Raw genomic sequence first — 15,655 nt, forward strand, 5'->3', positions numbered from 1 at the left:
TATTTTAATTTAATACTACTTAAAAGACTATTTAAATTTGATTTTTCAAAATCATTAGAAACTATATTTGCAATAAAGTTTTTCTTTTTGTAAAAAAACACTATTAAAGTGTTTTTTAACTTTACATCTGAATAATTCAAATAAGCTTCAATGACTAAAGCTTTTTTACCATTAAAACTAATGTATTTGGTTCTTTCCTTATTCCTTTCTGCATTAAGTTTAGCTTCGTTAAGAAAAGCTTCATGATACTGTTTTTCTTCTTGTTTATTAAATGCTTTAGTTTCGTTATAAACATTAGACACTAAGACTGAATAATTAATAAGATAACCGTTTTTTTCATAGTTACAGCTGTAATTATTCTTATCACCAATGTTTCTAGTATAAAACAATTCACAAGGTGATTCAATTATCAAACCTTCAATTTTATTCTTCACTTGAGCACTTGTACCAATGGTTAATAAAAAAATGAAGTAAAAAATCTTTTCCATAGTTATTATAATTTACCTCTACGGAGAAGCATGTAGGAGTTAATACTACAAAAAAAGGTGTGCTCTCCTACTTATTTAGCAGTACAGAGGCTCCGCCAAGAACCTTAACCAAACTAAACAGCACAGAGATAACACACCCGAATTGAGTGTGCATCTACTTATTGTACTGCTCCTATGGTTATTATTGAAATTTGGCGGATTTCTGTACAAGGAGCTTGTTATAAGTAAACACCTATATTATATTTTCTTGGTAATTTTATTACCTACACAAATCTAATCATTTTCATTTAATTTTTTAGCTAGTCTATTCATCTCATTTCCAACTTTAGTTTTTACAACTTTTGCATAATGCTCTTGCGTTACCTGTAATCTTGAATGTCCTAATAACTCAGAAACCACTTCCATCGGTATTCCGTTATATAACAACACAGTTGTAGCAAAAGTTTTCCTTGCAACATGATGAGTAAGCTTTTTATCTAACCCTAAAACATCTGCTATTTCTTTCAGGTAAGAATTAAACCGTTGATTGCTAATTTTAGGTAAATTTTCATCATACTTCTTTAAAATTCTTTCAGCAACAGGCAGTATTGGTACAGATATTTTTGAAGATGTCTTCTTTCTATACATTTCAATCCACTTATTACCTTTAAAATCAAGTTTTATATCTTTTTTAGACAAAGCGGACATTTCTTGATAAGCTAATCCTGTATAACAACAAAACACAAATAAATCTTTAACTTGCTGTAATTTAATTTGTTTAAAGCAATGCTTTTCTAGAATTTTAAGTTCTTCTGGTGTAAGGTAAATAAGCTTCAATTTATGTTTAGTAGGTTTATATAAAACAAATGGATTATTATCTAAATAATTCTCTGCAATACCAAACTGAACAATCTTTTTTAGACGCTGTAAACTCCTATTAATAGTAGCTTGACTTAATTTCTTTTGGGTTTTAAAATAATACTCTAAATCCTTTATAAACTTCAATTCAAGCTGATTTAACTTAATGTCAGATCTCTTATATTTATACTTTATAAACTCAGCTATTTTACGTTTATTCTCTACATACCTACCCCAAGACGTTTCGTTAAAATCTACTCCTATAAGTGCTTTTGTTGCATTATTATGTAAATCATATAATTCCAAGAGTGTTTTTTCAGTTCTAATATTCTCTCCTTTATACTGGCTATAAATATCATCTACATCAAAATTACCTTGTTGAAGTTGGAGCAATAAAAAAGCCTCATTAATCTTCTGACTAATAAGGCTTAATTGTGTATTGACAATTTTTGAATTTTCAGCTCTGTCTAAAAGCTTTTGCTTCTTACTATCCCAATAATTAGGGTTAATAAATAATCCTAAAGAGAAATCCTTTCTATGTTTATTGTAAGTTATCCTACACCTCAATGGAGTACCTCCTCTTTTATTAACCTTATTTCTCTGTATGAGGAAAAGTATATGTATCTTATTATTATTCATTGTTTTAAAATTTATAAAAATGGGTACCTCAGAAAGTAAAATGGGTACCTTATTGTATACCTCAAAAGGTTACAAAAGGGGGAATTATAAAAAAACAGCAAGTGAAGTGTAAATAGTCAAAATAAGCTACAAGTACTATAAAACCTACAAAAACAAAAAAACCTTACTATTTCTAGTAAGGCTTTATGTGATCGCGACAGGATTCGAACCTGTGACCGTCTGCTTAGAAGGCAGATGCTCTATCCAACTGAGCTACGCGACCAGTATGTCGGGGTGGCAGGATTCGAACCTGCGACCTCCTGCTCCCAAAGCAGGCGCGATGACCGGGCTACGCTACACCCCGATTGGGTCATCTACAATTTTTTTTGCGGAGAGACCGGGATTCGAACCCGGGCATCGAAAAACGATGACAGCTTAGCAGGCTGCTGCATTACCACTCTGCCACCTCTCCTTCCTTAATTCTGTGCCGAAGCGTGAATTAAAAATTGCGAGTGCAAATGTATAACTATAAATACGTTTCTACAAACTTTTTCTCGAAAAAAAATCGCTATTCTGGATACTCAACACGTAAGTGATAGATATTCATCAACTTATTCTTTATAATTTTTTTTATTTTTTCTATTTCTCTAAACGTAATATCCGAATTTATGAACTGATTATCGTTTTTTTGCTTGTCAACTATCCTATCTATTAACTGATCTATAGATTGTGCGGTTGGATTTTTTAAGCTCTTAGAAGCCGCCTCAGCAGCATCACACATCATTAAAATAGCCGTTTCTTTAGAAAAAGGAATCGGTCCTTGATATTGAAACTTCTTAATATCAACTTCAGGGTTGTTCTCTAACTCCATTTTATAAAAGTAATACGTAACACTTGTTCCGTGGTGTGTTCGAATAAAATCAATGATTCTATCTGGTAACTTGTTCTTTTTTGCTATTTCTATTCCGTTAATTACATGATCTAAAATAATACGAGCACTATCTACTGGTAACAAATCGTTATGCGGATTCACCCCTGTTGATTGATTTTCGGTAAAGTACATCGGATTCACCATCTTTCCTATATCGTGATATAAAGCTCCTGTACGCACTAACATCGAGTTTGCTCCTATTTCATTCGCTGCTGCCTCAGCTAAGTTTGCTACTTGCATAGAATGCTGAAAGGTTCCTGGAGCTTTTTCATTTAAATCTCTCAATAACTTAGAATTTGTATTAGACAACTCTAATAATGTGACATCAGAAACCAATCCGAAGAGTTTTTCATAAAAATAAATGAAGAATACCGCTAAAAACGACAACAATCCATTAGCAGCAAATAACCCGAAATACTCCCAATTTATTTTATCTGCATTTCCTTCTTTCAGAATAGAAAACGCAAAATAAGTAAGCATATAAATCAACGTAATTTGTCCTATTGACATAAATAAACTCGCTCGTTTATAAAGTTCTGATACAGTTAAAATGGTTACTATTCCTGCAATAATGTGTAAGTAAATAAACTCAAAACTGTTAGGCACTATGAACCCAAGTAACAACACAGTAAGCACGTGTGTAAACAACCCTAAACGTGCATCAAAAAAAGCTTTTAAAACAATTGGCAAAATACTTAGCGGAACAACATACAAATAATCTGAATTGTACTTTACCACCATGGTTTGTACCAAAATCATCAAAAAGACATTGAAGAAAATAAACGTTACTTTATTGTTGTCATTAAAAATTTCAAGTCTGTATTTTTCTAAAAAAAGCAATAACATCAAAAGCGCAAATGCCACCAAAATGGTATAACCGAAAACAATCCAGTTGTAATTAGATTTTGTCCAAATGAGAGAACTAGAAGCTACTTCGTACGATTTTAAAACATTGAATTTTCTTCCTTCAACGATATCTCCTTTTAAAATAATTAATTCTCCTTTTGATACTTTTCCTTTTGCATAAGAAATGTTTTTTAAGAGCTCATTTAATTCTTTCTCGCTAAACTTATAATCATACGTTACGTTCGGTTTTAAATTGCTCGATAAGTAGTTTATGAGTATTCTTTGTTTGTAATACGGAAACGCTTCTGTATTTACCCGTAAAAACTTTAATATTTCCTTAGATTGTATCAATTTTGAGAATGGAACATCGTCTATCGAATTTCCTTTTCTTAAAACTACGATATCATTTATACGAGCTTTATCATTACTTGCATCATCTAAAAAACCATAGGTATAAATCTTATCGATAATCCTCTCTCCTTCTTTAACTAAATCCCTTATAGTATAGGTTGATAGTGAATCTAATGAGTTTATATCTTTTGAAAAAGAATTTAGCACGTCATTTTTTACAGAAGTATCAACTTCGAAATATTTTTTTGAATTTGATTCAATTTCCTTTTTCTCTGTTGCAATTTCTTCAGGAGTTTTTTGAATAGCAAAATCAAAAGGAGCGTATAAATTATCATACTGCCAAGGTTTACCTTGTGGAAAATCGTACTTAAACTGCCCTCCTTTCGGAAATAAATACACAATAGCTATTACTGTTATTAAAAACAATAACACTTTGTAAATTATCGTATTGTTTTTATATAACCTATTGATTAAATCGTTCATTTTAGATATTTATAAAATGTAAATATAACCTTTCTCTATTATTTGAGTACTTACTATAAAATGGTTATTTTCGCAAAGCAAATCTTAATACAACATATTCAATACAATAAACCTACCCTTTAAAAGGTTTATCAAAAAGAATACAATTAACAATATAACAGATGAAAGAAGTAGTAATAGTATCAGTAGCTAGAACTCCGATTGGTAGTTTTTTAGGATCCTTATCAACTATACCAGCACCGAAGTTAGGTGCGGTAGCTATTAAAGGAGCTTTAGATAAAATTAACTTAAAACCAGAAATGGTTGAAGAAGTTTTTATGGGAAATGTAGTTTCGGCAGGTTTAGGTCAAGCACCAGCGCGTCAAGCTGCTATTTTTGCTGGAATTCCTGATACTGTACCTTGTACTACTGTAAACAAAGTTTGTTCTTCAGGAATGAAATCTATCATGTTAGCTGCGCAAACCATCGCTTTAGGTGATGCTGAAATCGTTGTTGCTGGTGGTATGGAAAACATGAGTATGATTCCTCATTACCAACACGCTAGAACAGGTTCTAAATTCGGACCTATTAAGATGGAAGATGGAATGCAAAAAGACGGATTAGTTGATGCTTACGAGCAAGTAGCTATGGGAGTTTGTGCTGATGAGTGTGCTGTTGAATATGAATTTTCTAGAGAAGATCAAGATGCTTTTGCTGTTGAATCATACAACCGTTCTGCTAAAGCTTGGAGCGAAGGGAAATTTGCAGATGAAATCGTTCCTGTAGAAATACCTCAACGTCGTGGTGAGCCAATCATTTTTTCTGAAGATGAAGAATACAAAAACGTAAAAATGGATAAAATCCCTGCTTTACGTCCTGCTTTTACTAAAGAAGGAACCGTAACTGCTGCAAACGCATCAACTATTAATGATGGTGGAGCTGCCTTAATATTAATGTCTGCTGACAAAGCTACTGAGTTAGGATTAACTCCATTAGCTAAAATTAGAGGATATGCAGATGCTGCTCACGAACCAAAATGGTTTACTACCGCTCCTGCAAAAGCACTACCTAAAGCTTTAGCTAAAGCTGGAGTTGCTATTGAAGATGTTGATTATTTCGAATTAAATGAAGCATTCTCTGTAGTTGGTTTAGCAAATATGAAAATCTTAGGACTATCAGCTGATCAAGTAAATGTAAATGGTGGAGCTGTTTCGTTAGGACATCCATTAGGAGTTTCTGGAGCTAGAATTATCATTGCTTTAACTTCAATTTTAAAACAAAACAACGCTAAAATTGGTGCTGCTGGTATTTGTAACGGTGGTGGTGGTGCTAGCGCAATGGTAATTGAAAGAGTATAGTTTTTAATTATATTTACTAATTATTAATGAAAGAGCAACTTTTAGAACGAACAAGATTATTTGCACACACAGCTGTAGACGTTGCTCTTTCATTACCGAATACTTACCTTGGAAATCACATAAAAGGACAATTAGTTAGAGCTTCAACATCTGTTGGTAGTAATTACCGAGCTGCTTGTTTAGGACAATCTAAACGTTCTTTTGTAGCTAAATTAAGTATTGTTATTGAAGAAGCTAAAGAATTGACTTCTATTTTTGTCGCTTCAAGAAAAACAATTTCCACTCAAATAAACAATAATAAATAATCAATAGAAACCCATCAATGTCTTACGGAATTTGTAATTTAAGTATTGTTCCTCTTCGATTAGAACCTTCTGATGCTTCGGAAATGGTTAGTCAGGTTCTTTTTGGTGAACACTTTGAAGTTATAGAAAAGTCAAAAAAATGGAGTAAAATTCGTTTAGATTTTGATAGCTACGAAGGATATATCGACAACAAACAATACGAAGAAATTTCAGAAGAAACACATGCACTTCTATCAAAAGAAAAAAAGCAGTATGCTGGTGAGTTAATTGATTTTATTACGGATAACAATAGTAATCTAACAACAATTCCTATGGGAGCTCGTCTTCCATTATTCAAGGAAAATAAAATTAACATTAACAACACTTCGTTTTTTTACGATGGTAAAGTTTGTGGTAATAAATTAGAAAAACCTACTATTGTAGAAACCGCTTTTTTATTTTTAAATGTTCCTTATTTATGGGGAGGAAAATCCCCTTTTGGAATCGATTGTTCTGGGTTTACACAAACCGTATATAAATTATGTGGATATAACCTTCTTAGAGACGCTAAACAACAAGCCACTCAAGGTGAAGTATTAAGCTTTATAGAAGAGAGTGAGCCAGGGGATTTAGCTTTTTTTGATAATGAAGAGGGTGTTATCACCCATGTTGGAATTATCATGAATGATTATAACATTATTCACGCCCACGGAAAAGTTCGTATTGATAAATTGGATCATAGTGGTATTTACAATGTTGACACCCATCAACACACGCATAAACTAAGAGTTATTAAACGTTTAGTTGACTAAACATTTTTCAACTTTTTATCATAATAAAAAAGCACGCGGAACTAAATTTAGTTCCGCTTTTTTTATGTCTTACAACAATTATTTATTGCATAGATTTGTATAACTCTCTGTATTCAGAAGCTTTATCACTCATTTCTAAAACTTCATATAAATTCATTAAAGTTTTAACTGTATCAACACTTCTGTTTAAGCTATCTGCCTTTTCTAAAAACGGAACTGCTTCTTTGTAAACTTCTTTTTGTTTAGCTGCTAACTCGTCATACTTTTTAAAGTTAGATAAGTTCTTGTTCATTTCCTCAACAATCGCTTTTTCTTGATCTAAAATTACTACAGCTAAGTTCATATAAGCATCTGCATGATCTGGCTTTAACTCAATTGTTTTTTCGTAGTACTTCTTAGCATCTTCCATTCTACCTTGATTGAAGTTTACTACCCCTAAGTTATAGTATAATGTTGGATTTTCAGGATCTAAAGCTACTGCTTCGCTCATCAATTCACCAAACTTATCCATTTTACCCATCTCAACATATAATTGAGCTTCGTTTAAAATTAAATTAAGATCTTTAGGGTTAGATGCACGAGCATCTTTAAAAGCTGCAATTGCCTCTTCTGTTTTTCCTTGCTCTTTTAAAATTAAAGCTACGTTTTTAACTATGGTTGCTGTTTTTGACTCTGAAGATCTTACATCTGGCTTAAGGTAACCTCCTGATTTTACCATTAAATCTCTTCTTGCCTTGTCATTACCAAAACTTTCTACTTTTCCTGAAGCCTTATCTGTAGCAACGAATTCTTTTTCGATTCCTGTGTACCCTATTTTTTGTAACTCTCTGTAGTACTCAATAGCTTTATCATAATCTTTAGCTTGTGTAGCTGAAACTGCTGCGTTGTAAGCAAAAGAAGTATCTGCAGGACTTAAAAGGTAGGTTAAGTAAAAATTCTCAGCTGCATTTTTGTAATCTTTCTTATTGTTATAGAAATCAACAGCTTTGTTTGATACTTCTTGAATCATTTGATTTAAGATAGGACGAGCTTCATCTCCGTACTTGCTTTCATTCATTGCAAATAAAGCGTTTAAAGATTCTGCTGCTCCTTTGTAATCTTTTTGTGCTGCTAATGCTTTACCTTTTAAAAAGTAAAACTTAGACTTGTACTTGTCTTCACCATTCATCATTAAAGACCCTTCAATAGTTTTAAGAGTGCTTAATGCCGTAGTAAAATCTTGTTTTTTAATTGCTTTTTCAGCTTCTTTTAATTCTGATTTTTGAGCCACTGCCCCTAACGACATCAATCCTAAAGAAAGGGCTATAAATTGATTTTTCATTTTTTTGTTATGATTTATTTATTGTTGTTCTTGACTTTCGTTTGATTCATTTTCAATTTCTATGCCATTTTCTTCTTCGTCTTTTTCATGCATCACTTTTGCAACCGCTGCAATATCATCATTATCTTTAATGTTAATCAACTTAACTCCTTGAGTTGCACGTCCCATAACACGTAAATCTTCTACTGCCATACGGATGGTTAACCCAGATTTGTTAATAATCATTAAATCGTTAGAATCATCTACATTCTTGATTGCTACTAAATTACCAGTTTTATCTGAGATATTCAATGTTTTTACACCTTTACCTCCACGGTTGGTAATACGATAATCTTCTAACTTAGAACGTTTTCCATATCCTTTTTCAGAAACTACTAAGATATCACTTTCAGCATCATCTACAGCAACCATACCGATTACCTCATCGTTGTCATGCGCTAAGGTAATACCACGAACTCCAGATGCTGTTCTACCCATCGGACGCGTTTTCTCTTCTTCAAAACGAATCGCTTTTCCTGATTGTAACGCTAACATTACTTGGCTATCTCCGGTAGTTAACTTCGCTTCTAATAACTCATCTCCTTCCTTAATAGTAATAGCGTTGATACCATTAGCTCTTGGACGAGAATATTGCTCTAAAGGAGTTTTCTTAACCTGACCTTGTTTCGTAGCCATGATCACGTAGTGACTGTTGATATAGTCTTCATCTTTTAAATCACCTGTTACTAAGAATGCTTTTACTTTATCGTCTTGCTCAATGTTGATTAAATTCTGAATTGCTCTACCTTTGGTACTCTTACCTCCTTCTGGCACTTCGTACACACGCATCCAGAATACTTTTCCTTTTTGAGTGAAGAACAACATATACTGGTGATTTGTACCCACAAATAAGTGCTCTAAGAAATCTTCGTTACGAGTAGTTGCACCTTTTTGCCCACGTCCACCTCTATTCTGAACTTTATATTCGTCTAAGTTTGTACGCTTCACATAACCTGCATGTGAAATAGTTACTACTACCTTAGAGTTAGGAATCATATCTTCAATACGCATATCACCTCCAGCGTATTCAATTACTGAACGACGATCATCACCATATTTTTCTTTAATATGAAGTAATTCATCTTTAATAATTTGGTAACGTCTCGGTTCATTAGCAAGAATATCTTTTAAATCTGCAATAGTCTTAATGATCTCATCATACTCAGAACGTAATTTATCTTGTTCTAATCCTGTTAACTGACGTAAACGCATTTCAACAATGGCACGCGCTTGAATTTCTGTTAACTCAAAACGCTCCATTAACTTTTCACGTGCTTCATCTGCATTTGACGAACCACGGATAATTGCAATAACTTCGTCAATATTATCCGAAGCAATAATCAATCCTTCTAAAATATGTGCACGAGCCTCGGCTTTCTTTAATTCAAACTCTGTTCTACGAACAATTACCTCATGTCTGTGTTCAACAAAGTAATGAATTAATTGCTTTAAGTTTAATTGCTCTGGACGACCTTTTACTAGGGCAATATTGTTTACACTAAACGAAGTTTGTAACTGTGTATATTTAAATAACTTATTTAAAACAATGTTAGGAATTGCATCACGCTTTAACACGTACACTACACGCATACCTTTACGGTCAGATTCATCACGAATACTCGCAATTCCTTCTAATTTCTTTTCGTTTACCAAGTCAGCAGTTTTCTTAATCATCTCTGCTTTATTTACTTGGTAAGGAATTTCTGTTACTACGATACACTCACGACCTTTCACCTCTTCAATCGTAGCTTTTGCACGCATTACAATACGACCACGTCCTGTATGGAAGGCTTCTCTTACACCGTCATATCCGTAGATAATTCCCCCTGTAGGGAAATCAGGAGCTTTGATGTGTTGCATTAACTCATCAATTTCGATATCACGATTATCAATATAAGCAACGGTACCATTGATAACTTCTGTTAAGTTATGCGGCGCCATATTGGTTGCCATACCTACTGCAATACCAGAAGCTCCATTCACTAATAAATTTGGAATACGCGTTGGTAAAACCGTTGGTTCTTGTAAAGTATCATCGAAGTTTAACTTATGATCTACCGTATCTTTTTCAATATCAGATAACATTTCTTCTGATATCTTTTGCATACGCACCTCTGTATAACGCATTGCTGCTGGACTATCACCATCTACCGAACCAAAGTTCCCTTGTCCATCAACCATCATGTAACGCACACTCCAGTCTTGTGCCATACGCACCATAGAGTCGTACACCGAAGTATCTCCATGTGGGTGATACTTACCTAACACCTCTCCTACAACTCTTGCAGATTTCTTATATGCTCCTGTAGCTTTAATTCCTAATTCATGCATTCCAAACAACACTCTTCTGTGTACTGGTTTTAAACCATCTCTTACATCTGGTAATGCTCTAGATACTATCACCGACATTGAGTAATCGATGTATGCCGACTTCATTTGCTCTTCAATGTTGATAGGGATCAACTTTTCGCCATCTGCCATATATTTTCTTTTAAAATATTAGTATTTATTTTCGTTAAAAAAGTGAATTTTACACTCGATAAAACTCACTTTTAAAATGCAATTTTATTTGTCGCATTTTCTAAAACATTGCAAGATACTACAACCCTCAGTTTTACACAAAAAATATCCCTATTGTTTTAAGATACTTATTAACAATTTAAAGGGGTTTTAAACATTAAAAATGCTTATTTTACTCGTCATAATGTCAGTTAAAAACTATTGGCACCTTTTTTGTAATTTTTAAGAAAAAAACTTACTAACTTTACAAAGACAGAAAATAAATTTATGGACGATAATTTTTCACCACAAGTAAGAGATGTAATCACTTTCAGTAAAGAAGAGGCCTTACGACTAGGTCATGACTTTATCGGAACAGAGCATCTATTGTTAGGTTTGATAAGGAAAGGTGACGGGAAAGCCATCGAAATATTAACTACTTTCGATGTAGACTTAGATTTAGTTCGCAATAAATTAGAGAAGTTAAACCCTACAACCCCATCTATAGCAAACTCTCAAAGAAAGAGTTTACACCTTACAAGACAAGCAGAGAAAGCTATAAAAACAACGTTTTTAGAAGCTAAATTATATCAAAGCAATGCTATTGACACGGCTCATTTATTGTTATGTATTTTACGTAACGAAAATGACCCTACAACAAAACTACTTCAAAAGTATGATGTAGATTACGAGCAAGCAAAAAGCTTATACAAAGAGTTACATGTTGATGACGACACGTACATCTCTCCTATAAGTGAAACGCCTTCTGAAGATGATTTTGCTGATGATAAAACAAATCCTTATGGGCAACAACCTCAAAAAGGCAAGCAAGTAAAGAAATCTAAAACACCTGTTTTAGACAATTTCGGGCGTGATTTAACAGCTTTAGCCATTGCAGGTAAGTTAGACCCTGTAGTTGGTCGTTTAAAAGAAATAGAACGCGTTTCTCAAATTTTAAGTAGACGAAAAAAGAACAACCCAATGCTAATTGGTGAACCAGGAGTTGGTAAATCTGCCATTGCAGAAGGATTAGCGTTGCGTATTGTTGACAGAAAAGTGTCTCGAATTTTATTCGACAAGCGTATCGTTTCTTTAGACTTGGCTAGCTTAGTTGCAGGAACTAAGTACCGTGGTCAGTTCGAAGAGCGTATGAAAGCGTTGATGAATGAGCTTGAAAAGAACGACGATATTATTCTTTTTATTGATGAAATTCACACAATTGTTGGTGCTGGTGGAGCAACAGGTTCGTTAGATGCATCTAACATGTTAAAGCCTGCTTTAGCACGAGGAGAAATTCAATGTATTGGTGCCACTACTCTAGATGAATACAGAACAAATATTGAAAAAGACGGAGCTTTAGAACGTCGTTTTCAAAAGGTAATTGTTGATCCTACTACCGTAGAAGAAACCATTCAAATTTTACACAACATCAAAGGGAAATATGAAGCACATCATCATGTTACCTTTACTGATGAAGCTATTGAAGCTTGTGTAAAATTAACGAACCGTTATATGACCGATCGTTTCTTACCAGACAAGGCAATTGATGCGTTGGATGAAGCTGGATCGAGAATTCATATTACAAACATCGTAGTTCCTCAACAAATTTTAGAGCTAGAATCTAAACTTGAAGAAATTCGTGATCGTAAAACCAAAGCAGTTAGCGGACAAAAATATGAGGAAGCTGCTAAGCTTCGTGATGACGAAAAGAATATTGAAACTGCCTTAGAATCTGCGCAACATCAATGGGAAGAAGATTCTAAAATGCACCGTGAAACGGTTACTGAAGATAATGTTGCAGAAGTAGTATCGATGATGACAGGTATTCCTGTAAATCGTGTTGCCGAAGCTGAAAGTAGTCGATTGGCAGAGTTACCTCAATTAATTAAAGGTAAGGTAATTGGTCAAGAAGAAGCGGTTACTAAAGTGGTAAAAGCAATTCAAAGAAACCGTGTAGGATTAAAAGACCCGAACAAACCAATTGGTTCGTTTATTTTCTTAGGTTCTACTGGTGTTGGTAAAACGCAATTAGCAAAAGTATTAGCTCGTGAGTTATTTGACTCTGAAGATTCTCTTATTAGAATTGACATGAGTGAATACATGGAAAAATTTGCGATTTCTCGTTTAATTGGTGCACCTCCAGGATATGTTGGTTACGAAGAAGGTGGGCAGTTAACCGAAAAAGTACGTCGTAAGCCTTACTCGGTAATTTTATTAGATGAGATTGAAAAAGCACACCCAGATGTGTTCAACATGTTATTACAAGTGTTAGATGACGGACATATTACCGATAGTTTAGGTCGTAAAATCGATTTTAGAAACACGGTGATTATCATGACTTCTAACATCGGTGTTCGTAAGTTGAAAGACTTTGGTGGTGGTGTTGGTTTTGGTACTACCTCTAAAAAGGAACAAGAAGATGCGAATGCACGCAGCGTGATTGAAAACGCTTTAAAAAAGTCGTTTGCACCTGAATTCCTAAACCGTATTGATGATGTTATCATCTTCAACTCATTAGAGCGTGAAGACATTCATAAGATTATTGATATTGAATTAGATAAGTTACTAAAACGTATTGACGATTTAGGTTACAAACTAAACTTAAGCGAGAAAGCTAAAGATTATATTGCCGATAAAGGTTTTGACAAACAATATGGAGCACGTCCTTTAAAAAGAGCTATTCAAAAATATATTGAAGATGCTTTAGCTGAAGAGATTGTAAACTCCAAACTAAACGAAGGCGACACCATTTTCATGGATTTAGATGAGAAAAATCAAAAACTACTCATCAAAATAGAAAAAGGCGAAAAACCTAAAGAGTCTAGAACAGAAATAGACGAAGACAATTAAAAAATAAAAATCCCGAGCACTAAAGTACTTGGGATTTTTTTATTCCCTTGATTTTCCCTCATTCATAAAATAGTTTGATTGATCCCTAATAATTGAGCTTAACTAAATTATTAACTATAACTACTAAACTATGAACTCTACTACTGAAAATCAAATTACACCCTCAAGAATTATGGAGGTAGGTATGGGATTTTGGGCTTCCAAAACATTACTTACCGCTGTTAAAATGGGGTTGTTTACACATTTAGCCAATGGTGAACTATCAGGAAAAGAAATCCAAGAGAAACTCAATCTTCATGACAGATCTCTTTTCGACTTTCTTGATACCTTGGTTGCCTTGGGCTTTTTAAATCGTGATGGATTAAAAGAAAATGCAACTTATAGCAATTCTGAAGACTCCAACTTATTTTTAGACAAAAACAAACCCAGTTACATCGGTGGTATTTTAGAAATGTCTAACAACCGATTGTATCCTTTTTGGAACAATTTAGAAGAAGCTTTAGTAACCGGAAAACCACAGAATGAAACAAAAAATGGTGGTAAACCGCTCTTTGAAGCGATTTATGCCGATGAAAACAGACTCCGAGAATTTATACATGGAATGTCTGGTGTTCAGATAGGAAATTTTATGAAGTTAGCTCGTGATATTGATTTTTCTAAATACGACACCCTTTGTGATGTTGGCGGCTCTGGTGCAACGCTATCTATACTTATCGCAAAAAACAACCCACATATAAAATGTATTTCTTTCGATCTTCCTGCTGTAGAACCTATTGCTAAGGAAAATGTAACCCATTTTGGTTTAAACGACCAAATAGAAACTCGCTCAGGTGATTTCTTTACTGATGAATTACCCAAAGCTGATGTTATTACTATGGGAAACATTTTACACGACTGGGGAACAAAAGATAAATTAATGCTTATAAAAAAAGCCTACAACGCCTTACCTGAAGGAGGATCACTTATTATTATTGAAAATATTATTGATGATGAACGAAACAAAAATGCTTTTGGCTTAATGATGTCGTTAAACATGGCAATTGAAACCGATGAAGGGTACGATTTTACGCTCTCAGATTTTAAGCAGTGGGCACAAGAAACTGGTTTTAACAACACTAGAATGATGCATTTAACAGGCCCTGCAAGCGCCATTATTGCCGTTAAATAATTTTAAAACTAAAAAATCTCATACTAGAACAAACCAAAACCTATAAAACACTAAAAATAAAAAACCTAAGCAACAACTTAGGTTTTTTTAATATATTTAGCTCTCAAATTGAAAAAGAATAAAATTGCTAAAAATTCCGCATATACTTCTAGATAAGCCGTGTAATAGTAATTTTATTACGTATATAAACTAGTTGTAGATAATAAAAACTAAATTTCTTCACCTGTAATTATTTCTATTGCATTTCTAACACCTTCACGCCTTCCATAATGTATGAAGTAATCTCTGCTTAATGGCTCAACTTCTTTCATTTGTTCATTGTGCCAGTTATGAGCAATGTATAGTTCATCTAAATCGTTTTTACAATCTACAACACCGTGTATATGTAACTGCTTTTGTAGATGCTCTTTTAAATACCTTCTGCATTCAGCATCACTTTTACTTTGCCTAATTTTGTTATAAAGTTTATTATCTATACTACCTATAAAGTCATTATACGTCATTTCTTATTTGTTTAATTTGTTTTTAAATACCCGCAACTACACATACACAAATACGTTGTGGTTCATATTGAGAAGCCTCTCGTTAAAAATTGCAATTAGTTGAATAATAATCTTTAAATTTATCAGACATGAAAAACAAAAGAAACAAAATCATTAACCTTTTTAGAATTGGAGTATTACTCTTTGGGGTTTCCTTATTTTTATGGAGTTGTGAAAAGCAAGAAGAAATACTTAACAACCCTCAGTCTAAATTCTTAATTGCTCATAAAAATTATAGTTCTGTTACAA

Annotated in this window: 11 protein-coding genes and 3 tRNA genes; 5 read left to right on the forward strand and 9 right to left on the reverse strand. The window is 33.4% G+C overall.

The genetic code is table 11. The features are described 5' to 3' along the window. The 6 genes from OU788_RS09405 to OU788_RS09430 form a co-directional block, all read right to left on the reverse strand. Window positions 1–488: hypothetical protein (locus OU788_RS09405; RefSeq protein WP_274634943.1), on the reverse strand; the 488-nt coding region annotated here is incomplete at its 3' end. Between the two features lie 273 nt (window positions 489–761). Continuing rightward, window positions 762–1,964: a site-specific integrase gene (locus OU788_RS09410; protein WP_274634944.1), complete on the reverse strand. Its 1,203-nt coding sequence runs from the start codon at window positions 1,962–1,964 to the stop codon at window positions 762–764. A gap of 188 nt (window positions 1,965–2,152) precedes the next feature. After that, window positions 2,153–2,226: transfer RNA gene (locus OU788_RS09415), tRNA-Arg, on the reverse strand. A gap of 6 nt (window positions 2,227–2,232) precedes the next feature. After that, window positions 2,233–2,307 (reverse strand) — tRNA-Pro (locus tag OU788_RS09420). Window positions 2,308–2,332: 25 nt separating this feature from the next. Further along, a tRNA-Ser gene (locus tag OU788_RS09425) sits at window positions 2,333–2,415 on the reverse strand. A 96-nt stretch (window positions 2,416–2,511) separates the two neighbouring features. Next, entirely contained in the window at window positions 2,512–4,554 is a 2,043-nt protein-coding gene (locus OU788_RS09430) for an HD family phosphohydrolase (RefSeq protein ID WP_274634945.1), read from the reverse strand. 161 nt (window positions 4,555–4,715) lie between these two features. Here OU788_RS09430 and OU788_RS09435 point away from each other — a divergent pair, with 161 nt between their 5' ends. Genes OU788_RS09435 through OU788_RS09445 form a run of 3 tightly spaced genes read left to right on the forward strand, consistent with a single transcriptional unit; the run spans window position 4,716 to window position 6,987 of the window. Continuing rightward, window positions 4,716–5,891: an acetyl-CoA C-acyltransferase gene (locus OU788_RS09435; protein WP_274634946.1), complete on the forward strand. Its 1,176-nt coding sequence runs from the start codon at window positions 4,716–4,718 to the stop codon at window positions 5,889–5,891. 26 nt (window positions 5,892–5,917) lie between these two features. Continuing rightward, on the forward strand, window positions 5,918–6,196 hold the full coding sequence (locus OU788_RS09440; RefSeq protein ID WP_274634947.1) for a four helix bundle protein: 279 nt from the start codon (window positions 5,918–5,920) through the stop codon (window positions 6,194–6,196). Window positions 6,197–6,213: 17 nt separating this feature from the next. Next, window positions 6,214–6,987, forward strand: coding sequence for a C40 family peptidase (locus OU788_RS09445; RefSeq protein ID WP_274634948.1), 774 nt, complete (start codon window positions 6,214–6,216; stop codon window positions 6,985–6,987). A gap of 82 nt (window positions 6,988–7,069) precedes the next feature. Here the strand turns inward: OU788_RS09445 and OU788_RS09450 are convergent, their stop codons facing one another. Then, window positions 7,070–8,308, reverse strand: coding sequence for a tetratricopeptide repeat protein (locus OU788_RS09450; protein ID WP_274634949.1), 1,239 nt, complete (start codon window positions 8,306–8,308; stop codon window positions 7,070–7,072). A gap of 18 nt (window positions 8,309–8,326) precedes the next feature. Continuing rightward, window positions 8,327–10,828: a DNA gyrase subunit A gene (gyrA, locus tag OU788_RS09455; protein ID WP_274634950.1), complete on the reverse strand. Its 2,502-nt coding sequence runs from the start codon at window positions 10,826–10,828 to the stop codon at window positions 8,327–8,329. Between the two features lie 306 nt (window positions 10,829–11,134). Between gyrA and OU788_RS09460 the strand changes: the two genes are divergently transcribed. Then, on the forward strand, window positions 11,135–13,696 hold the full coding sequence (locus tag OU788_RS09460; RefSeq protein WP_274634951.1) for an ATP-dependent Clp protease ATP-binding subunit: 2,562 nt from the start codon (window positions 11,135–11,137) through the stop codon (window positions 13,694–13,696). A gap of 130 nt (window positions 13,697–13,826) precedes the next feature. Beyond that, window positions 13,827–14,864: a methyltransferase gene (locus OU788_RS09465; RefSeq protein ID WP_274634952.1), complete on the forward strand. Its 1,038-nt coding sequence runs from the start codon at window positions 13,827–13,829 to the stop codon at window positions 14,862–14,864. 209 nt (window positions 14,865–15,073) lie between these two features. Here OU788_RS09465 and OU788_RS09470 read toward each other — a convergent pair whose 3' ends face one another. Beyond that, window positions 15,074–15,367 carry a hypothetical protein gene (locus OU788_RS09470; protein WP_274634953.1) on the reverse strand — a complete coding sequence of 98 codons (294 nt, stop codon included), beginning with the start codon at window positions 15,365–15,367 and terminating at the stop codon, window positions 15,074–15,076. Window positions 15,368–15,655 lie beyond the last annotated feature (288 nt).

Origin of the sequence: Tenacibaculum sp. L6, assembly GCF_028823685.1 — a bacterium.
Lineage (GTDB): Bacteria > Bacteroidota > Bacteroidia > Flavobacteriales > Flavobacteriaceae > Polaribacter.